The organism is Melioribacteraceae bacterium 4301-Me, from assembly GCA_041538185.1.
Lineage (GTDB): Bacteria > Bacteroidota > Ignavibacteria > Ignavibacteriales > Melioribacteraceae > Pyranulibacter > Pyranulibacter aquaticus.
On the sequence record JBGORM010000004.1, the window covers coordinates 246,448 to 266,048 of the forward strand.

16 protein-coding genes and 1 other RNA gene are annotated in these 19,601 nt (G+C 33.4%); 12 read left to right on the plus strand and 5 right to left on the minus strand.

The genetic code is table 11. The features are described from left to right. Position 1 precedes the first annotated feature (1 nt). Both rsmI and lat read right to left on the minus strand, forming a co-directional pair. Positions 2-688: a 16S rRNA (cytidine(1402)-2'-O)-methyltransferase gene (rsmI, locus tag ABRY23_08880; GenBank protein MFA3783163.1), complete on the minus strand. Its 687-nt coding sequence runs from the start codon at positions 686-688 to the stop codon at positions 2-4. A gap of 124 nt (positions 689-812) precedes the next feature. After that, positions 813-2,180, minus strand: coding sequence for an L-lysine 6-transaminase (gene lat, locus ABRY23_08885; GenBank protein MFA3783164.1), 1,368 nt, complete (start codon positions 2,178-2,180; stop codon positions 813-815). Between the two features lie 207 nt (positions 2,181-2,387). Here lat and ABRY23_08890 point away from each other — a divergent pair, with 207 nt between their 5' ends. Beyond that, a complete protein-coding gene (locus ABRY23_08890) occupies positions 2,388-3,032 on the plus strand; it encodes a hypothetical protein (protein MFA3783165.1) in 645 nt (214 codons plus the stop codon). Between the two features lie 137 nt (positions 3,033-3,169). Continuing rightward, positions 3,170-4,702 carry an aldehyde dehydrogenase family protein gene (locus tag ABRY23_08895; GenBank protein MFA3783166.1) on the plus strand — a complete coding sequence of 511 codons (1,533 nt, stop codon included), beginning with the start codon at positions 3,170-3,172 and terminating at the stop codon, positions 4,700-4,702. A 72-nt stretch (positions 4,703-4,774) separates the two neighbouring features. On the opposite strand, the gene ffs is transcribed toward ABRY23_08895, so the two are convergent. After that, an RNA gene (gene ffs / locus ABRY23_08900) (signal recognition particle sRNA small type) lies at positions 4,775-4,872 on the minus strand. Positions 4,873-5,114: 242 nt separating this feature from the next. Here ffs and ABRY23_08905 point away from each other — a divergent pair. Continuing rightward, entirely contained in the window at positions 5,115-5,576 is a 462-nt protein-coding gene (locus tag ABRY23_08905; protein MFA3783167.1) for a (2Fe-2S)-binding protein, read from the plus strand. Continuing rightward, positions 5,573-7,681, plus strand: a complete 2,109-nt coding sequence (locus ABRY23_08910; protein MFA3783168.1) for a molybdopterin cofactor-binding domain-containing protein — start codon at positions 5,573-5,575, stop codon at positions 7,679-7,681. The genes ABRY23_08905 and ABRY23_08910 overlap by 4 nt, the downstream gene beginning before the upstream one ends. A gap of 20 nt (positions 7,682-7,701) precedes the next feature. Here ABRY23_08910 and glmM read toward each other — a convergent pair whose 3' ends face one another. After that, a complete protein-coding gene (gene glmM, locus ABRY23_08915) occupies positions 7,702-9,060 on the minus strand; it encodes a phosphoglucosamine mutase (GenBank protein MFA3783169.1) in 1,359 nt (452 codons plus the stop codon). Between the two features lie 87 nt (positions 9,061-9,147). Between glmM and nth the strand changes: the two genes are divergently transcribed. The 8 genes from nth to ABRY23_08955 all read left to right on the plus strand — a co-directional run bounded on the left by nth (position 9,148) and on the right by ABRY23_08955 (position 18,918). Further along, a complete protein-coding gene (gene nth, locus ABRY23_08920) occupies positions 9,148-9,864 on the plus strand; it encodes an endonuclease III (GenBank protein MFA3783170.1) in 717 nt (238 codons plus the stop codon). Between the two features lie 105 nt (positions 9,865-9,969). After that, a complete protein-coding gene (locus ABRY23_08925) occupies positions 9,970-10,830 on the plus strand; it encodes an EamA family transporter (protein ID MFA3783171.1) in 861 nt (286 codons plus the stop codon). 96 nt (positions 10,831-10,926) lie between these two features. After that, on the plus strand, positions 10,927-12,327 hold the full coding sequence (lpdA, locus tag ABRY23_08930; GenBank protein ID MFA3783172.1) for a dihydrolipoyl dehydrogenase: 1,401 nt from the start codon (positions 10,927-10,929) through the stop codon (positions 12,325-12,327). Further along, complete coding sequence (lipB, locus tag ABRY23_08935; GenBank protein MFA3783173.1) at positions 12,305-13,009, plus strand: lipoyl(octanoyl) transferase LipB; 705 nt, start codon at positions 12,305-12,307, stop codon at positions 13,007-13,009. Before lpdA ends, lipB begins: the two co-directional genes overlap by 23 nt. A gap of 38 nt (positions 13,010-13,047) precedes the next feature. Beyond that, entirely contained in the window at positions 13,048-15,138 is a 2,091-nt protein-coding gene (locus tag ABRY23_08940; protein ID MFA3783174.1) for a thiamine pyrophosphate-dependent enzyme, read from the plus strand. A gap of 28 nt (positions 15,139-15,166) precedes the next feature. Beyond that, positions 15,167-16,768, plus strand: coding sequence for a 2-oxoglutarate dehydrogenase, E2 component, dihydrolipoamide succinyltransferase (gene sucB / locus ABRY23_08945; GenBank protein ID MFA3783175.1), 1,602 nt, complete (start codon positions 15,167-15,169; stop codon positions 16,766-16,768). Positions 16,769-16,808: 40 nt separating this feature from the next. Next, positions 16,809-17,714, plus strand: a complete 906-nt coding sequence (gene lipA / locus ABRY23_08950; protein ID MFA3783176.1) for a lipoyl synthase — start codon at positions 16,809-16,811, stop codon at positions 17,712-17,714. Continuing rightward, positions 17,698-18,918, plus strand: coding sequence for a TonB family protein (locus tag ABRY23_08955; GenBank protein MFA3783177.1), 1,221 nt, complete (start codon positions 17,698-17,700; stop codon positions 18,916-18,918). Before lipA ends, ABRY23_08955 begins: the two co-directional genes overlap by 17 nt. On the opposite strand, the gene ABRY23_08960 is transcribed toward ABRY23_08955, so the two are convergent. Further along, a complete protein-coding gene (locus ABRY23_08960) occupies positions 18,915-19,490 on the minus strand; it encodes a thioredoxin family protein (protein ID MFA3783178.1) in 576 nt (191 codons plus the stop codon). The two genes, ABRY23_08955 and ABRY23_08960, sit on opposite strands and share 4 nt — an antisense overlap. Between the last annotated feature and the right edge of the window lie 111 nt (positions 19,491-19,601).

A 19,601-nucleotide genomic window follows, 5' to 3' on the forward strand; every position in this document is an offset into this window, starting at 1 on the left:
ATTATCTAAAATTTTCTTTCCATTTTTTGGGAGCAATTATAATTACAAATTCTCCTTTTATTGTTTTTAAAGAAAATTGGTTAAGAATTTCAAAAGGATAACCTCGCCAACTTTCTTCAAACATTTTAGTTAGTTCTCGCCAAACTACAATATATCTGTTAGGCATATAAACACTTAATTCTTTTAACAATTTTTCGATTCTATATACTGATTCGTACAAAACGATCGTCCTTTCTTCTTTAGATAGTTCTTTTAATTTCGTTTGTCTGCCTTTCTTTTGAGGAAGGAAACCCTCAAAGACATAAGAGTCAGTAGGTATACCTGAAATGCTAAGAGCTAATGTGGCAGCATTTGCACCTGGTATTCCTATAATTTCAATATTTCTTTTTATTGCCTCGTTTACTAAACGTATGCCCGGATCTGAAATACATGGTGTGCCTGCATCCGATATTAAAGCAATACTTTTCCCTTGTAATAGTTGTTCAATAATAAAAGGTATTTTTTTAGTTTCAGAATGTGCATTATAAGAAATCATTTCCTTTCGTATTTGATATGTATCAAGAAGAATTTTAGACTTTCGAGTGTCTTCGCAAATTATAAAGTCAACTTCATTAAGTGTATCTATTGCACGCAATGTAATGTCTTTTAAATTGCCAATTGGGGTGGCTACCACATATAGTCTACCCATTCAACTTGTCCTTATGATGTGTTTCGACCATTAAAGTAATACTTCACTAACAATATTAGCCATCAACAAGAAATTCATCCCTAATGTTTTTCCATTATTAAATATAAACTGCCAATCTTCTATCTTATACTTTTTCGTTAGCTAATTTAGATAATACATTCTTAATTTTTGAAATGCCAATATCAATTTCGCTTTCATTAACTATAAGCGGTGGTCGAAATCTTATGGTCTTAGTCCCGCAGCCGAGCATTATCACCTTTTCCTTATAAAGCTCCTTCAAAAATTTATTACGTAAATCTGTGTTGGGCATGTCAAATGAACAAAGCAGTCCTAAACCGCGGGCTTGGCTTACTAATGTTGGAAATTCAGCTTGTAATTCATATAATCTTTTTAAGAGGTGTTTACCCATATTAGCAGCATTATCAATCAATTTTTCTTCCTGAATAATTTCCAAGTATTTTTTTGAGCGCACCATATCGGCGAGATTACCGCCCCACGTCGAATTAATACGACTTGATTTATGAAAGACGTTGTCAGCTACATCATCTATCCTATTATTTACCATTATGCCGCAGACTTGAGTTTTTTTGCCAAAAGCAATTATATCAGGGTTAACAAAATACTGATGAGCCCACATTTTGCCTGTCATAGCAATTCCAGTTTGTACTTCATCAAACATCAATAAAATTTCATTCTCGTCTGCTATTTCTCTAAGCTTAATAAAAAATTCTTTTCTAAAAAAGTTATCGCCACCTTCGCATTGTATGGGCTCAATTATTATTAGAGCAATATCATCCTTATATGTTTTAATTGCATCATAAATTTCGTTTATTGCTTTTTCCTCTGCTTGTTTAATTTTATCGATGTTTTCTTCCACTGGGAAAATAATTTTTGGATTTGTTATTCGAGGCCAATTGAACTTTGGATAAAGAGCAACTTTGTTAGGGTCAGTATTGGTTAACGACATTGTATAGCCGCTTCTTCCATGAAAAGCTTCGCGGAAATGAATTACTTTTTGACCTTTTTCTTCTTTGTATCCTTTTTGAAAGTTTTTTCTAGTCTTCCAATCAAATGCTGTCTTTAATCCGTTTTCTACAGCTAAAGCACCGCCTTCAATGAAAAATAGATACTTAAAATAATTGGGCATCGCAATTTTTGAGAATGTATCTACAAAGCTTGCCATTTGAATAGTGTAAATATCTGAATTGGAAGGCTTATTCAAAGCGGCAACTGCAATTTCTTCTTTGAATTCTTTTGTATTCATTTTGGGATGATTTATCCCTACCGGAGATGAAGCAAAAAATGAAAAAAAGTCTAAGTACCTTTCTCCAGTTTTTGCGTCAATTATGTTTAGCCCTTGACTTTTTTCTAAATCGAGTACTAATTCGAAACCATCAATTAACATAAATTTTTTGAGTACTTCGTGAACTTTTTCTGCTGGGATTGCTTTCACAGTTTGATTTAAAATATGTTTATTATTAGCGGAATGCATTTTTACCTCCAATTTTTTGAAGTATAATATGATGTAAATATAAATTGGAGATGAGATTAAAAGACCTCTTCGAGGCGGGAAATAAAATAGCTCCTAAGAGTTTTTCTTCCAGTAATCTTTAAAAAATTTATAAAATGATTCATATTTATTTATCTTTGATATACAAAGTTAAGGAGTTAACTTAGCTAAATCAATTCATTAGATAAAATGACAACTTTCACTAATCAACATAGTATCTTAAAAACAGTTACAAAAGTTATTAGATACTTACTGTTTCTGTTCTCTTTTCCCTTTCTTACTAACTGTACCAAAGAGAAAAATATAAATAGTAATGATGATTTCTTAAAAATTGATACGACTCTCATTGGTGTAAAAATTTATGATAAAAATCTTGGGATAAAATTTAATACACCTAAAAACTGGCTGTTAACGCCAACCTTAGCTTCTAAAAAGGAAATATCACTTTATGGTAAAGGAATAAAAGGGCAAGAAAAATTTATCTTTACTCCGACTTATGTTTTTTTTAATACTACAACCAGTGGATTGTTAAACGTGGGGATGGTTGTTTTCGAAGATTCGGGCAGAGTATCAAATGCAAATTTTGAGTTGTACAAAAGTACACTAAGCCAAAAATTGAATCCTAATTTAAAAGCAATGGTAAATTTTACAAAAGCTGGGATGAATTTTACCTATTTCAAAGGTGAGCAGCAAAATTTTGTATGGATTACTTTAGTCTGCTCTAACTTAAAAGGCTCGGTAATTCAGTTCAATTACAATTCAGTTAAACAAAATTATGCATTGGAAGAAAATGCCATACAATCCTCAATTGCAACTATTCTACCAGTAAAGTAATTAAGTAATTAATGGAATTGTTTGTTCGGTTGTATTACTTTTTTATTCTTGTTAAATTTTATCAGCATATAGCATTATTTTTTACTCATTTATTTATATAAATAATACTTTTAAAAACAAAAATGGCAGAGGTTACAATGGATTTTTTAAAGGAACTCGGCATTAAAAAAAGAAATTTAGGAGCTTCAACAGGATTGAAATGGATTGGTTCGAAAGATGGCGGCGTAATCGATGTCTTTTCACCAGTCGATGGTAAATTAATTGCGTCTGTTTATCAAGCAACAGAAAAAGATTATGAACAAGTAATTAAGAAAGCATATGAAGCTTTTTTGTTTTGGAGGACAGTACCAGCACCAAAAAGAGGAGAGGTAGTACGTCAAATTGGGTTAAAGCTGCGCCAGTATAAAAAACCATTAGGTACGCTTGTTTCTTATGAAATGGGAAAGTCACTTCAGGAAGGATTGGGTGAAGTTCAAGAAATGATTGATATTTGTGATTTTGCAGTTGGACAGTCTCGTCAACTTTATGGCTTTACAATGCAATCTGAAAGGGAAAAACATCGAATGTATGACCAATACCATCCACTTGGTGTTGTTGGAATTATTACTGCTTTTAATTTCCCTGTTGCTGTCTGGTCGTGGAATGCAATGATAGCTACTGTATGCGGTGATACTAACTTATGGAAACCATCTTCGAAAGTTCCTTTGAGCGCAATTGCTGTTCAAAATATTCTGGGTGAGGTAATTGAAGCAAATAATTTACCGGAAGGTTTGTTTTCTATTGTTATCGGTAAGGGTTCATCGGTAGGTGAAAAATTAATCAATGATAAAAGAATTCCTTTAATTTCCATTACTGGTTCAATTGAAGTAGGAAAACATGCTGCTGAGGTAATTGCAAGAAGATTTGGCAGGTCAATTCTTGAATTGGGCGGTAACAATGCAATCATAATAACTAAAGAAGCGGATTTGAAATTAGCAATACCCGCAGTTGTTTTTGGTGCAGTTGGGACAGCAGGACAAAGGTGCACTACAACAAGAAGGTTAATTGTCCACGAAGATGTTTATGATCAAGTGAAAAATTCTTTGATAAAAGCTTATAAAAGTTTAAAAATCGGTAATCCTCTTAATGAGAAAAATCATGTCGGACCGCTTATCGATAAAGCTGCTGTGGAACTGTTTGTTGATGCATTAGAAAAAGTGAAAAAAGAAGGCGGTAAAATTTTATTTGGCGGCAAAGTGCTGAAAGGTAAAGGCTATGAATCGGGTTGTTATGTAGTACCAGCAATCGTTGAAGCAAAAAACGAATATAAAATTGTTCAGGAAGAAACATTTGCACCTATTCTATACTTGATTAAGTATAAGGGCGATGTAAAAAATGCAATTTATATCCAGAATAATGTAGTGCAAGGTTTATCATCAGCAATATTTACAAATAACCTCAAAGAAGCTGAAGAATTTCTTTCTGTTGAAGGTTCAGATTGCGGCATAGCCAATGTTAATATTGGCACCAGCGGGGCAGAAATTGGAGGTGCTTTTGGCGGGGAAAAACATACAGGTGGCGGTAGAGAATCCGGTTCAGATGCTTGGAAATTTTATATGCGTCGCCAAACAAATACTATTAATTATAGCACAAAGCTACCCTTAGCTCAAGGAATTAAATTTGAGATTTGATGGTTGATAATTTCTTTTTGTATAAAAATACTTATGCTGGGTTAACTGCAGCTAATTCTGTGTAAGTAAAAAAACTGCCAAGCACACCAACCACCCAAGTTTAATACTTACCGCTGCTTCCTTCCGGACCTGACGGGGTTGGGTACAAACTTGCCGATTGGGGCTTGGCATTTTCTTGGGTGCAAATATAAGAAAAAATCACTGCTTAATAGCATTTACATGCTTTTTTTAAAAAAAATCTAGAGAATAATTTTTTATGTTTTACTAGATAGAATTGCTTTTCTAAACTCTATACAAATTAGACTAATTTGCAATGGATGGTTAATCGGATAGTATATGACCATTTTATTTTTATTGTGTTTTTCCTCTATCGTTTTTATTTTACAAATAAACAGCTAAAGGTAAATTAATAATGGCTGAATTTTCTATAAAAGTAAATGGTGAGAAAAAAGTTTTAACTGCGGATTCCGACACCCCATTATTATGGGTACTAAGAGACATATTGAATTTAACTGGAACAAAGTACGGATGCGGCATAGGAATCTGTGGTGCATGTACTGTTCTTGTTAACGGGAAAGCCGAAAGGTCATGTTCAATTACTATCGAAGAAGTTAATGGTAAATCCATAACAACAATTGAAGGGTTGGCTGCAAATCCAAATAACCCTATCTTAAAAACATGGATTGATGTTGAAGTATCACAATGTGGTTATTGCCAACCTGGACAAATAATGAACGTGGCAGCATTAATTGCAAACAATAATAAACCGACCAAAAGGGAAATCGATGAGACAATGAATAGTGTATTATGCAGATGCGGAACTTATAATAGAATAAAGAAAGCAATTTTAAAAATAGTGGAAGATAAACAATGAAAAAGAGAACACGGCGAGAGTTTATTAAGGTCTTTAGTCTAAGCAGCACTTCTTTATTCCTTGTTTCTTACCTTCCAGCTGATAATTGGTTAGCAAAACTTGACGGTGAACCCAAAATTTTTTCACCAAGTGTATATCTCAAAATTGACTCGAATGGTATTGTTACTATAATTGTACACCGATCTGAAATGGGTCAAGGTGTCCGCACTTCACTTCCAATGTTATTAGCAGAGGAGTTAGAAGTAGATTGGGAGAAGATTAGAATTGAGCAAGCTGAAGGTGATAAGAAATATGGCAATCAAGTCACCGGCGGAAGTACAAGTATTAGAAGGTCATGGGAGCCTTTTCGAATAGCTGGTGCAACTGCTCGCGAAATGCTAATAACAGCAGCTGCGGCCAGATGGAAAGTTAAAAGTTCAGATTGCAAAGCAGAAAACGGATACGTAATAAATAAAATTAATAATAAAAAAATTAGTTATGGCGATTTGGTGGAGGATGCTTCAAAACTGCCTGTACCGAAAAATGTTAAGTTGAAAGACCCAAAAGATTTTAAAATAATAGGTAAAAGGTTGCATAGACTTGATACACCAGCAAAAGTTTATGGAAAAGCAAAATATGGAATTGATATCGTGTTGCCCGGTATGTTGTATGCAGCTGTTAGTCGTAGTCCAGTTTTCGGTGCGAAGGTAAAAAGTTTTGATGCCTCAAAAGTCAAATCAATTAATGGAATATTCGATGTAAAGGAAATTTCAAGCGGTATAGCAGTGGTTGCAGATTCAACATGGCACGCATTTAAGGGGAAAAATGCCTTGTCTGTTATTTGGGATGAAGGACCTAATGTTAATGTTGACAGCGAATCAATAAGGAATAGACTAAAGGAAAAATTGAAAGTAGACGGCGAGCTTGTAGAAAGTAAAGGGGACATAGACTTATTAACTGATGAAGGTGCTAAAAAAATAGAAGCTGTTTATGAAGTACCTTTCGAAGCTCATGCAACAATGGAGCCAATGAATTGCGTTGCAAAGGTCGAAAATAATAAGGCTGAAATTTGGGCTCCTACTCAAAGTCCACAACAAGCTAGAACTGCTGTTGCTGAAAAATTAGGTCTAGATGAAGATAATGTTACAGTTTATGTCACTTTAATGGGTGGCGGATTCGGCAGACGTTCACATACAGATTTTGTCATAGAAGCTGCTGAGATATCAAAAGCAGTAAATAAACCTGTCAAAGTTATTTGGACTAGAGAAGATGATATTAAACATGATAGATACCGCCCCGTTAGCATGCATCATTTAAAAGGAATAATCAACAAAAGAAATAAACTTCTTTTCTTTTCACATCATGTAATTGCGCCTTCTATTTGGGAACAGAATTCAGGGGTAAAATTATCTCCTAAAAGATACGATACTGTTGGAGGTGCTGTTGAGCATGACTATGAAATTCCCAACTATAAAATTACTGGCAGTATAGTGGAAGTACCAATACCAATTTGGTATTGGAGAGCTGTGTATCATTCACAAAATCCATTTGCTGCCGAAAGTTTTATTGATGAACTTGCCTATGCTGCTGGCAAAGACCCATATTTATTTAGAATGGAAATGTTACCTGATAACTCTCGATTGAAAAATGTGTTAAAAGTTGCTGCGGAAAAATCTGGATGGGGTAAAAAATTGCCCAAGGGTAAAGGAATGGGACTTGCAGTATTTTCTGGATACGATAGCTACTGTGCAGAAGTAACCGAAGTTACTGTGAACGAAAATAATGAAATTAAAGTGGATAAAGTTACATGTGCAATTGATTGTGGAATTGTTGTTAATCCAGATATTGTTGAGCAACAAGTAGATAGTGCCATTGCTTTTTCACTTTCAGCTGCGTTAAAGGGACAAATTACAATACGTAATGGCAGCGTAGTAGAAAGTAATTTTGATGATTTCCCAATATTAACTTTTTCTGAAATGCCCATAGTTGAAACACATATTATGCAAAATACATTTAGTGTGGGCGGCGTTGGTGAGGTAGCTGTAGGAGCTTGTGCGCCTTCGTTGGCAAATGCAATTTTTGCCGCTACTGGCAAGCGAATAAGAAAATTACCAATAAGTTTGTAAGGCCTATTTACTAAAATCAATTAACTTTGAATAAATTGTGTAATCTCTTTAAGATAAATATTGGTCAAAAATTCTGCATGCTTTTTTGTTTTTGCTTCTACAATACATCTAATTATTGGTTCAGTGTTTGATTTCCGGAAATTTACCCAATGATCCTCAAAATCAATTTTTAGTCCATCATCCAAATTAACTTTTTTGTCTTTATACTTCTCAGCTATTTTATTAATAATCTCATCAGGATTTTTAGAATTGAGCTTAATTTTGCTTTTAATTATATGATACTGCGGTAGTGATTTTTTTAACTCGCTCAGTCTCCCGTTAAATTCAAGAAGATGTTGTAAAGTTAATGCTGTAGCAACTAAAGCGTCTCTGCCAAAATTTACTTCAGGCAAAATTACGCCGCCACTCCCTTCACCGCCTATAATAGCTTTAACTTTTTTCATGAGTTTTACTACGTTTGCTTCACCAACAGGTGAGCGAAAAACTCTACAATTAAATTCATTTGCTATATCATCCACAGCACGAGTAGTTGAAAGATTTACTACAACATTCCCTTTCTTTTTTGATAAAATAAATTTTACAGCCTGTGTGATTGTATTTTCTTCGCCAAATGGTTCACCACTTTCGGTAATTAAAACAAGTCTGTCTACATCAGGGTCTACCACTACTCCCAAATCTACTTTGTTTTTTTTGATTGCTTTTATTGTAGACTTTAAATTTTGAGGGAGAGGTTCAGGGTTGCGAGGAAAAATTCCACTTTTATCGCAATTTATTTTAATTACCTTACAACCTAATTTTTCTAATAATCTTGGCATTGAATAGCTGCCGGCTCCATTTACACAGTCTAATAATACTCTAAACTTTCTTTTTTTGAGTTTCGCAACATCAATATAGTTCATTTTTAAAATTGAGTTTATGTGTTCATCTAAACCTTTGCTGTAATTTTCATATCTGCCGAGCTTATTCCAACTCATAAATTTTTTAATGGCAGAATCTAAAAAAGATACCATCTTTTTATTTTCATCAGGACTCAAAAATTCTCCATTTCTATTCAACAGTTTGAGTGCATTCCATTCGTTTGGATTATGACTTGCAGAAATTTGAATACCGCCAGCAGCTTTTAAATTCTTTACATTAAACAAAACCGTTGGTGTTGGTGAAATGCCTATATCAACAACATCATTCCCTTTGAATAGCAGCGTTCCAATTACAATATCTTTTATTGCCTCACCAGAAATTCTTCCATCTGTACCAACTACAATTTTTCCTTTGCCACAAAATTCTGCAAAAGCAGAAGTATATTGTATAATTACATTTGGGTCTAATCCGTCTCCAACAACTCCTCTTATTCCGGAAACACTTGCCATTAAAGTAGGCATTTAACCTCCAGTAGCTTGTTTATTTTTCTTTTGATTAAAAAAATCTTTTTATGTACACAATTTAGTATTTTTGCCTAAAAATTTTTTATGACAAACTTTTCTGCTAAAATAAACAAGATTAATAAATTATTAATAAATAAATTTGGTTTACCCAAAAGGGCTGCAACTCCTCCAGAGCCAGTTGACCTTTTAATTGCAACTATTCTTTCGCAAAACACTAACGACAACAATTCTTACAGGGCGTTCCAAAACTTAAAGAACAAGTTCCCTCAATGGATTGATTTGTTGAAAGTAAAAAGAACGGTAATTGAAAAATTAATTCGAGTTGCTGGCTTAGGTGAACAAAAATCTTTTGCAATCAAAAACTTAATTTCAAACCTTTACAAAGAAAATGGGAAAATCACTCTTGATTACCTTGCCGACTATACAAATAAAGATGCTATTGACAATTTAATTAGATTCAAAGGTGTCGGGGTTAAAACAGCAAGTTGTGTGCTTTTATTTTCGATGAATAGAAATGTGTGCCCAGTGGATACACATGTTCATCGTACCTTAAATAGATTAGGAATTGTATCAGCTACCAACCCCGATAAAACTTTTTATTTGCTAAATGAAAAGTTGCCTGAGGGTATAGCACATTCATTACATACAAATTTAATTAGACTTGGAAGAGAAATCTGTAAGCCTAAAAATCCAAGCTGCGGCGTTTGTCCGCTTAACTCAATTTGTATTTATAAATTAAAAAACATAAACAATAAAAAAGAAAATAAGAAAAGAGATTTTATGTTGTTAGATAACGTATGATTAAAAAGATGTTGATATGATTTTTGTTTTAACTTAGGTGTTTTAACAATGAAGAAATTTTAAAAAATCTAATACAATTCAATAAACTTTATTTCTGGACAAAATATGTGGGTACTCTTTGCAACTTTAAATCCTATTGCAGAAGGCTTTAGAAGCATGTTCATTAAAAAAGCTTCAAAAGAATTTGACCCAATTATAATTGCTTGGTTTAATAATATGCTCCCATTACTTTTTTTTATACCACTTTTATTTTTTATCCCGCTGAACTTAAATAAAGATTATTTACTTAGTCTCACGGCTACTTCATTAATTAATGTTATAGCAACTATCTTATACATGCATTCAATTGCTCACGATGATATTTCTAAGGTGATGCCAATGTTAAGTTTTACTCCGCTGTTTTTGCTTTTCATAGAACCTTTGATACTTGGCGAAAAACCCAGCTTTTTGGGAGTAGTAGGCGTTTTGTTAGTTGTGTTTGGGTCATATCTACTAAACTTAAATAATAATGGCACTTCATTATTATCACCGATTAAAGAGTTGTTTACTAACAAAGGAACTAGATTGATGTTTTTAGTGGCTGTACTTTGGAGTTTTTCTGCAAACTTTGACAAGATTTGCATCAATAATGCTTCAGTATACCAGCATATTATTTTTATGAACCTTTTTATTTTTATTTGTATTACATTAATTGTATTGGTATTCAAGAGAAATAAAATCCCTTCGTTTAAATTCCATAATATCAAAAGTCTTTTTAATGTAAGCATATTTACAGTCGGAACATTTATTTTTCATATGGCAGCTTTATCAATGACTTATGTGGTATACGTAGTTGCAATGAAAAGGATGTCGGGAATTTTTTCAGTATTAATTGGTGCAGGATTCTTAAAGGAATTAAATTGGAAAGAACGTATGCTGGGTTCTGTTGTAATGTTCTTAGGTGTACTCATGATAGTATTTCTATAATAATCGGAGCTTTAGTTTTTTTTAACGCTATAGATAATTATATTTATAAGTAAAATCTTATTTGAATAAGTAAATGAATCAATTAACTGAGGAATTATGGCAAAAGAATACGAAGTTGCTGTTTTGGGTGGGGGACCTGGTGGTTACGTTGCTGCAATTCGTTCGGGACAATTGGGGTTTAAGACTGTTGTAATTGATAAAGATAAGCTTGGGGGCATCTGTTTAAATTGGGGTTGTATTCCTACAAAATCTCTTTTAAAAAATGCAGAAATTTACGATTTAATGAAAAACCGCTCAGAAGATTTTGGGATTAAAGTTTCTGAACTTACATTTGATTTTAATAAAATTATTAAACGTAGCCGCGATATATCCGATAGAATTACAAATAACGTCGAATTTCTTATTAAAAAAAATAAAGTAGATAGAATAAAAGGATTTGGGAAAATTATATCTAACAATCAAATTGATGTGTTTGATAACAATGGAGAACAAGTAAGTTCAGTAAAAGCCAAAAGAATTATAATTGCAACTGGCGCTCGTCCAAAAGAACTGCCAAACATTCCAATTGATAAAAAAAATATTATCACTAGTTCTGAGGCAATGGCTTTAGATAAGCAGCCAAAAGATTTGATTATTATAGGTGCTGGTGCAATTGGAGTTGAATTTGCTTATTTCTATAATGTTTTTGGTACTAAAGTAATGATTATTGAAATGCTGAGTTCAATTTTGCCGCAGGAGGATAAAGAAATCTCTGCAGAGTTAGAAAAGAGTTTTAGAAAACGAGGAATTGAAATTTTTACTTCAACAAAAGTAATTAGTGCAAAAATTGAAAATAAGTATGTAAAAGTAACTATAGAAAAAGATGGTAAGCAGCTGGAATTGAAAGCAGAAAAAGTCTTATCAGCAGTAGGTGTAACTGGAAATGTAGAAGGTTTTGGACTTGAAGAATTGGGCATTGAAATTAATAAAGGGCATATAAAAGTTGATAAAAAAAATTATCAAACAAATATACCTAATGTATACGCAATTGGTGATGTTATTGGTCCGCCCTTGCTGGCACATGTAGCTTCTGCAGAAGGGATAAGTTGTGTAGAATCATTTAAAGGAAAAAATCATCAAATTGATTACGATTCAATTCCAGGATGTACATACTGTCAACCACAAGTTGCTAGTATAGGTTTAACTGAAGAAAAAGCTAAGGAGAAGGGGTATAAAATTAAAATTGGTAAATTCCCCTTTATGGCAAGCGGTAAAGCTTTTGCAATTGGTGAACGCAACGGTTTTGTTAAATTAATTTTTGAAGAAAAATATGGAGAACTTTTAGGTGCTCACATTATTGGCTCAGAGGCTACAGAAATGATTGCAGAATTAGGAATCGCAAAATCGCATGAAGCAACTTACGAAACCATTCTTAAAACTATACATGCACACCCAACACTCTCTGAGTCAATTATGGAAGCAGCTGCACAAGCTTATGGAGAAGCGATTCACATATAGAAGCTTAGATTATTGCAATCTTGGTTTAATTGAATATGGAATAGCATGGGACATTCAGAAGGAGATTTTTGATTTAAGATTGCAAAACAAAATAAATGATGTTCTGCTCTTGCTCGAACATCCTCATACTTATACACTTGGTAAAGTAGCCGATAAAAATAACTTGATAAGTTCTGCAGATTACTTGAAAAGAAATAATATTTCTGTTTACGAAATTGACCGCGGAGGCGATATTACTTATCACGGTCCGGGACAAATAGTTGGTTATCCTATAATTAATTTAAAAAATTGGAAACAAGATACTCATTTGTATTTAAGAGCTTTAGAAGAAGTTATTATACTTACATGCAAAGCCTTCGGAATTGATGCAGGGAGAAATCCTAAATATACTGGAGTTTGGATAAACGACCGTAAAATTGCTGCAATTGGAGTTAAAGTTAGTCGTTGGATTACAATGCACGGATTTGCATTTAATGTAAATACGGATTTATCTTACTTCAATGGTATTATACCTTGCGGAATAAAAGATAAAGAAGTAACTTCTTTAGAAAAAGAACTAAAACAAAAATTAATTATAGATGAAGTAAAAAGAACAGTATTGGAGAAATTTGTAGAAGTGTTTGGTTATGATGCTTATAACAAAAAAGAAATTGAGGAGTTAAAGTCAATTTTAGTGCAGTAACTTAATTCCATTGCATTAATTTTAACTTGAGGTGAGAAATGACAAAAAATGGGAAAATAGAAACGGCTAACTCAGCCATAAGCGAAATAAAAGCACCAACAGGTAAAATAGATTCATTTGGCGGCATGACGAAAGATGAACTAATGAATGTATTGAGACTTATGTATATGGCGCGCCAGATGGACCATAAACAAATGACATTATTGAAACAGGGGAAAGCTTTCTTCCATATTCCAGGTTCAGGACATGAAGCTACACAAGTTGCATTTGGGCTTGCAATGAAAAAAGGTCTTGACTGGGCATTCCCTTATTATCGCGATATGGCATTTATGTTGGCATTGGGTCTAACACCAGAACAGATTTGGCTTCACATGTTAGCTAAAGCTGATGATCCTTTATGTGGAGCCCGCCAAATGCCATGTCATTGGTCATCTAAGGAATTAAATGTGCCAACTCAATCAAGTCCAACAGGCACACAATTTTTGCAGGCTGTTGGGACAGCCTTAGCTCAAGTTAAAAAAAATACAGGAGCAATTGTTTATGTAAGTAGCGGCGAGGGTGCAACAAGTGAAGGTGAATTCCATGAGGCTGTCAATTGGGCAAGTAGAGATAAACTTCCTGTGGTTTTTGTTATTCAAAATAATAAATGGGCAATTTCAGTGCCTGTAGAAAACCAAACTGCTGGTAAAAATAGTTCAATTACAGAAATGATGAAAGGTTATGAAAATTTATTAAGATTAGATGTTGATGGCACCGACTACTTGGCAGTTAATGCAATTGCTCAATCGGCAGTTAAATATGCACGACAAAGAAAAGGACCTGCTCTTGTTCAAGCTCATGTTGTAAGATTGATGTCTCATTCTTCATCGGATGACCAGAAAAAATATAGGTCGAAAGAATCAATAGAAAAGGACATAAAGGAAGACCCAATAGAAAAGTTTGCTAATCTTTTAATTAAGAAAAATATATTAACGGAACTTGCTTATGCAGAATTGAAAAAAGAAATTAATAATCATATTAATGAATCGGCAGATTGGGCATTAAAACAACCAGAACCAGAACCTGAAAGCGCAATAAGATTTGTACTTGATGAATCAGACAAAAAAAATAAACTTGAATATGAAAAGACTAAAAAGGAAGGTAAACCTGTTGTAATGGTAGATGCTATCAATCATGCCTTAAGAGAAGAAATGGAACGTAATGATAAAATTTACATCTTTGGAGAAGATGTCGCTGACCCGAAAGGCGGGGTTTTTTCAGCTACAAAAGGGCTTTCAACTCAATTTGGAAACGAAAGGGTTTTTAACTCACCATTAGCCGAAGCAAGTATACTGGGCGTTGCTATTGGTATGTCTCTTACTGGATTAAAGCCATCTGTTGAAATTCAATTTGGAGACTATATTTGGCCTGCATTTATGCAAATCAGAGATGAACTTGTAATGTATCGCTACAGGTCTAATAACCTCTTCGAAGCTCCAGTTGTAATACGTGTTGCTGTGGGAGGGTTTATTCATGGTGGACTTTACCACAGCCAAAACATTGAAGGCTTTTTCTCTCATATGCCGGGTTTATTAATTGCTTACCCAAGCAATGCAGCCGATGCAAAAGGCTTATTGAAAACAGCCCTGCGTCTTAACGACCCAGTGCTTTTCCTTGAACATAAAGGATTATATAGACAAAGTTATGCAACTAAACCTGAACCCGATGCAGAATATTTAATCCCATTCGGTAAAGCTAATGTTCTAAAAAAAGGTAATGATTTAACGGTTATTACTTACGGCGCTATGGTGCACGAATCAAATTTTGCAATAAAAAAACTGGAAGAAGAAGGTTATTCCATCGAACTAATTGATATACGAACTATTGCACCGCTGGATGTTGAAACAATATATAATTCAGTTAAGAAAACTAATAAGGCTATTGTTGTTCATGAAGATACTTTAACCGCTGGCTTTGGAGCAGAAATCGCTGCACTTATAGCAGAAAATTGTTTTGAATACTTAGATGGACCGGTAAAAAGAATAGCAGCTAAAGATACTCCAATTCCATATCATCCAAAATTAGAAAGCTATATTTTACCTAACCGAAATAAAATTTATTCTGAAATTAAAAATATACTTCAATACTAAGTTTAAAAATTTTCTAAAGGGAAAATAGATGAAAGTAGAAGTCGTAATGCCTAAAATGGGCGAAAGTATTAATGAAGGAACAATAATTAAATGGCATAAAAAAAAGGGCGAAAAAGTTAAAAAGGATGAAATCTTATTTGAAATAAGTACAGATAAAGTCGATACAGAAATTCCTTCGCCTGAAGATGGGGTTCTGGCTGAAATAAAAGTTTTTGAACAAGAAACAGCTGAGGTGGGTACTGTAGTTGCTATCATTGAAACTGATAGCGAAAATATAATGGTAAAAGATGAACCTAAACCAAAAATAACAGTTGAAGAAATACCTTCAACAACTCAAGTAGGTGGAGAATTAATTGATATTGTAATGCCTAAAATGGGTGAATCTGTAATGGAAGGAACTGTAATTAAGTGGCATAAAAAGGTGGGTGATAAAGTTAAGAAGGATGAAATATTGTTTGAAATAAGTACGGATAAAGTTGATACTGAAGTACCATCACCTTTAGAAGGAACTTTGACCGAAATTTTAGTTGGTGAAAATGAAACCGCCGAAGTTGGAGCTGTTGTAGCCAGGTTAACTACCAGTAGCGGAATTGTCAAACAGCAAAAAAAAGAGAAACTAACAGAAAGTGAAACCTTAACTACTCATCAAAGAGTAGAAAAACAAGTTGCAAAGCCAACAGAAGAAAAAGTAGAAGTTAACAGATTTTATTCCCCTTTGGTCTTGAATATAGCAAAATCAGAAGGAATTGAACTTAACGAATTAGATAAAATTACTGGTACTGGTATTGGAGGAAGGGTTACTAAGAAAGATATTCTTTCTTATATTGAAAATAAAAAGCAGAGTAAAGGTAAAGTAGTTGTTACGCAAAAGGAAGAAAAAACACTTATCGAAGAAGCTCAGCAAGCTAAGATGCCAACAGAAACTGGAGTAGAAATTATTCCAATGGATAATCTGCGTCAGCGAATTATGTATCACATGGTTAATAGTCGCGATACTTCTGTTCATGTTACAGCTGTAATTGAAGTAGATATGACCAAAATACACAATTATATTTTACAAAATCGCGATTCATTTAATGAGAAAGAGGGCATTAAATTAACGTATATGCCTTTTATTTCGTATGCAGTTATAAAAGGATTGAAAGAGTATCCTTACTTAAATGCCTCTATTGACGGTAATAATATTGTGCTGAAAAAATTTATTAATCTGGGAATCGCAGTTGCTGTTGAGCCGAACGGTTTAATTGTCCCTAACATAAAAAGAGCCGATGAGAAAAATATCAGAGGTCTGGCTAAAGCAATTGCTGAGTTAGGATTTAAAGCGCGTAATAAGAAATTATTGCCAGAAGATATTATGGATGGGACTTTTACAATTACAAATTATGGCGTATTTGGTTCTTTGTTTGGTACCCCGATAATTAATCAACCTGAAGTTGGTATTCTTGGGGTCGGCGCAGTTACAAAAAAAGCCGTCGTTGTAGAAATTAATGGATTGGAGACTATTGCAATTAAACCTATGATGTATTTATCTCTTAGTCATGATCATCGTTTAATTGATGGTATGCTAGGAGGAAAATTCTTAAAGCTAATTAAAGATACCTTAGAAAATTTTGATACGGATATAATCTAAGATTCAAACCACTACAAAATACCTTTGACTAGGAGAAGTAATGAAAATTAATCAACATCAAAAAGCATTTAAAGAAATTGTGGAGCAATCAAGACCACCGCTTGGGAAAAGACCTGAATGGCTAAAGGTTCGCTTGCCAAGTGGACAGAACTATAAAGATGTTTATCAATTGATGCGCGAAAACAAACTTAATACTGTTTGCGAAGAAGCTAAGTGCCCAAATATAGCCGAATGTTGGAATAGGAGAACTGCTACTTTTATGATACTTGGTGATACTTGTACTAGGAGCTGCGGTTTTTGTAATGTTAAGCTTGGATTACCTAAAAAGCTGGATTTAGATGAACCAAGAAGAGTAGCAGAATCAGTAGCTAAATTAAATCTGAGACATGTGGTGATTACGTCTGTAAATCGCGATGAACTATACGATGGAGGAGCTTCAATTTTTAGTGAAACGGTGAAATTAATTCGCCAAAAAATGCCACTGACTACTATCGAAATACTTATTCCGGATTTTAAAGGCGAAGAGCATGCTTTTGAAATAATTATGAAAAACCCACCTGATATTCTTAATCACAACTTAGAGACTGTTAAAAGATTATACCATGCTGTAAGACCACAGGCAAAATATGAAAGGAGTTTGAGACTAATTCAATGGTTTAAACGACGCGGGTTAAGAACTAAAAGTGGAATAATGGTTGGTATCGGCGAAACAAATACTGAAGTTTTTGAATTAATGAATGACCTCTTTTCTTATGGATGTGATATTATGACTATTGGTCAATACTTGCAGCCTACAAAAAATCATTTACCAGTCGATCGTTATGTTACTCTAAATGAGTTTAAAGAATTTAAAGAATATGGACTCCGGCTTGGCTTTAAAGCTGTTGAATCCGCACCCCTTGTTCGAAGTTCTTATCATGCAGATAAACATGCAGAAGTTATTTGAATCTCATAGAATTAATGCGTTTTTTACAGGATACACTCCTTTTCTGTTTATATTTTGTTTAATAACAGGTTTTTTAGATTTATCATTTGCTCAAAATGGCCATTCGAAAAGCTACTATGCTGATGGCACTCTAAGAGCAGATATTTCATATATAAACGATATTTACGACGGTATATCATATTGGTTCTATCCGAATGGCAATCTTCAAGCTGAAAAGTCTTTTAGTCTCGGTAAGTTAAATGGTTGGGTAAGGGAGTATTATGAAAGCGGTCTACTGAAAAAAGAATATTATGTGTCAAATGGAATTATAGATGGTATTTATAAATCTTATTATAGTAACGGTCAATTAAATGAGGTCGCCGAATATAAACTTGGCAAGAGAATCTCTTACAAAAAATTTCCTTTTGATACTACCTATAAAGCTTTACCACAAGATTATTTGGCAGGCAATAGACAGTTAGAAATCTTACAAAAGAAAAATCAAACCTTAATTTGTGACGTGGATATCTGTCCTATTCCAATTGAAGGAATAAACTCAATCCAAAAAAAATTAATATATCCTGAGCATGCACTAATGTATGGTTTACAAGGAACAGTTACGCTTATTGCGACAGTAGATACAAATGGTGATGTAGTAAATACTGAGGTGATAAAGCATCTTGGCCTTGGCTGCGATGAAGCTGCTATAGAAGCTGTAAAAGAAACTAAATTTATTCCTGGGCAGCGTAAAGGTAAGATAGTTGAGTCGCATGTTACAATCAATGTTTATTTTGAATTGGATAAGCAGCAAAATACATTTGTTACAAATAACGGCGAATTAATTAATAATAAACCCGCATTTTTGTCAAATAAGCAGGGGGAACAAGAAAAAGTTGAACAAAAAAATACAATAGAAAAAAAATATTATACATGTGAAATTGACGAATGTGCTCAACCTGTAGGTGGGCTTAAATCAATTACAGATAAAATTATAGTACCAGCAATAGCAAAAAGGTTAAAACTGAAGGGCAATATTTTAGTAGAAGTTAAAGTTGACCAAAATGGCATTGTATTAGACACAAAAGTGCTTGAGGGTATCGGCTATGGCTGCGATGAAGCAGTAGAATCAGCAATTTTTGCAACTAAGTTTTTGCCTGGTAAACAAAACTTCATCGCAGTTAACTCTGTTGTTAGACTTGTAATACCTTTTAATTATGAAAATTAAGCAGAAAACTTAGATAATATTTTTTTAAACTCTTCCTCGATTGATTTCCCTTTGTCATTAGCGTACCACTTGTGTAACTCTTCTAAGTACTTTTCTTTGGGTATTCCTTCATCTCTTAACTTTGCTATTAACTCTTGCGCCTTTTTAGGGCGGGGTCCCCATTGAAAAAGTTCATTGCCATCTAAATCGAAAGAAATTAATTTGGGGATACTTCTTGAGGTGCCGGTTAAATACTGGTCCATAATATCTAAATTGCTGTCTCTAAGTAAAATTCTTAAATCTATTTTAGGATTTTGCTCGGCAAAAATTGCTATATAAGGCAATGACTGAGCTGAATCACCACACCAAGCCTCAGTAAGTACCATCCATATTTGATTTGAATTTATCCTTAAAATAATGTTTTTTAATTCGTTATCAATCTGATATATTTTATGAATTCTATTTGTCCTCTGAAAATTTAATTTTATATGTTCATCGAAATTTTCTTCTAATTTATTTTTGAAATAATCAAGGTATTCATTGTATTTCATTCCATTATGTGGTCGTCTATCTTCAAAAAATTTTTTTGGCATTTTAATCCTCCTCTATTAAAGTTTAGTTTTTATAATTCACTAATTTACCTCTGAAGAGCAAGTTTGGGTTATATTTAAGAGAACAATTACTGTTTACTAAATTAAACAATT

Bases quoted from the DNA above. Each gene is read 5' to 3' on its own strand.
- rsmI (MFA3783163.1), bottom strand. From the start codon at position 688: ATGGGTAGACTATATGTGGTAGCCACCCCAATTGGCAATTTAAAAGAC.
- lat (MFA3783164.1), bottom strand. From the start codon at position 2,180: ATGCATTCCGCTAATAATAAACATATTTTAAATCAAACTGTGAAAGCA.
- ABRY23_08890 (MFA3783165.1), top strand. From the start codon at position 2,388: ATGACAACTTTCACTAATCAACATAGTATCTTAAAAACAGTTACAAAA.
- ABRY23_08895 (MFA3783166.1), top strand. From the start codon at position 3,170: ATGGATTTTTTAAAGGAACTCGGCATTAAAAAAAGAAATTTAGGAGCT.
- ABRY23_08905 (MFA3783167.1), top strand. From the start codon at position 5,115: ATGGCTGAATTTTCTATAAAAGTAAATGGTGAGAAAAAAGTTTTAACT.
- ABRY23_08910 (MFA3783168.1), top strand. From the start codon at position 5,573: ATGAAAAAGAGAACACGGCGAGAGTTTATTAAGGTCTTTAGTCTAAGC.
- glmM (MFA3783169.1), bottom strand. From the start codon at position 9,060: ATGCCTACTTTAATGGCAAGTGTTTCCGGAATAAGAGGAGTTGTTGGA.
- nth (MFA3783170.1), top strand. From the start codon at position 9,148: ATGACAAACTTTTCTGCTAAAATAAACAAGATTAATAAATTATTAATA.
- ABRY23_08925 (MFA3783171.1), top strand. From the start codon at position 9,970: ATGTGGGTACTCTTTGCAACTTTAAATCCTATTGCAGAAGGCTTTAGA.
- lpdA (MFA3783172.1), top strand. From the start codon at position 10,927: ATGGCAAAAGAATACGAAGTTGCTGTTTTGGGTGGGGGACCTGGTGGT.
- lipB (MFA3783173.1), top strand. From the start codon at position 12,305: ATGGAGAAGCGATTCACATATAGAAGCTTAGATTATTGCAATCTTGGT.
- ABRY23_08940 (MFA3783174.1), top strand. From the start codon at position 13,048: ATGACAAAAAATGGGAAAATAGAAACGGCTAACTCAGCCATAAGCGAA.
- sucB (MFA3783175.1), top strand. From the start codon at position 15,167: ATGAAAGTAGAAGTCGTAATGCCTAAAATGGGCGAAAGTATTAATGAA.
- lipA (MFA3783176.1), top strand. From the start codon at position 16,809: ATGAAAATTAATCAACATCAAAAAGCATTTAAAGAAATTGTGGAGCAA.
- ABRY23_08955 (MFA3783177.1), top strand. From the start codon at position 17,698: ATGCAGAAGTTATTTGAATCTCATAGAATTAATGCGTTTTTTACAGGA.
- ABRY23_08960 (MFA3783178.1), bottom strand. From the start codon at position 19,490: ATGCCAAAAAAATTTTTTGAAGATAGACGACCACATAATGGAATGAAA.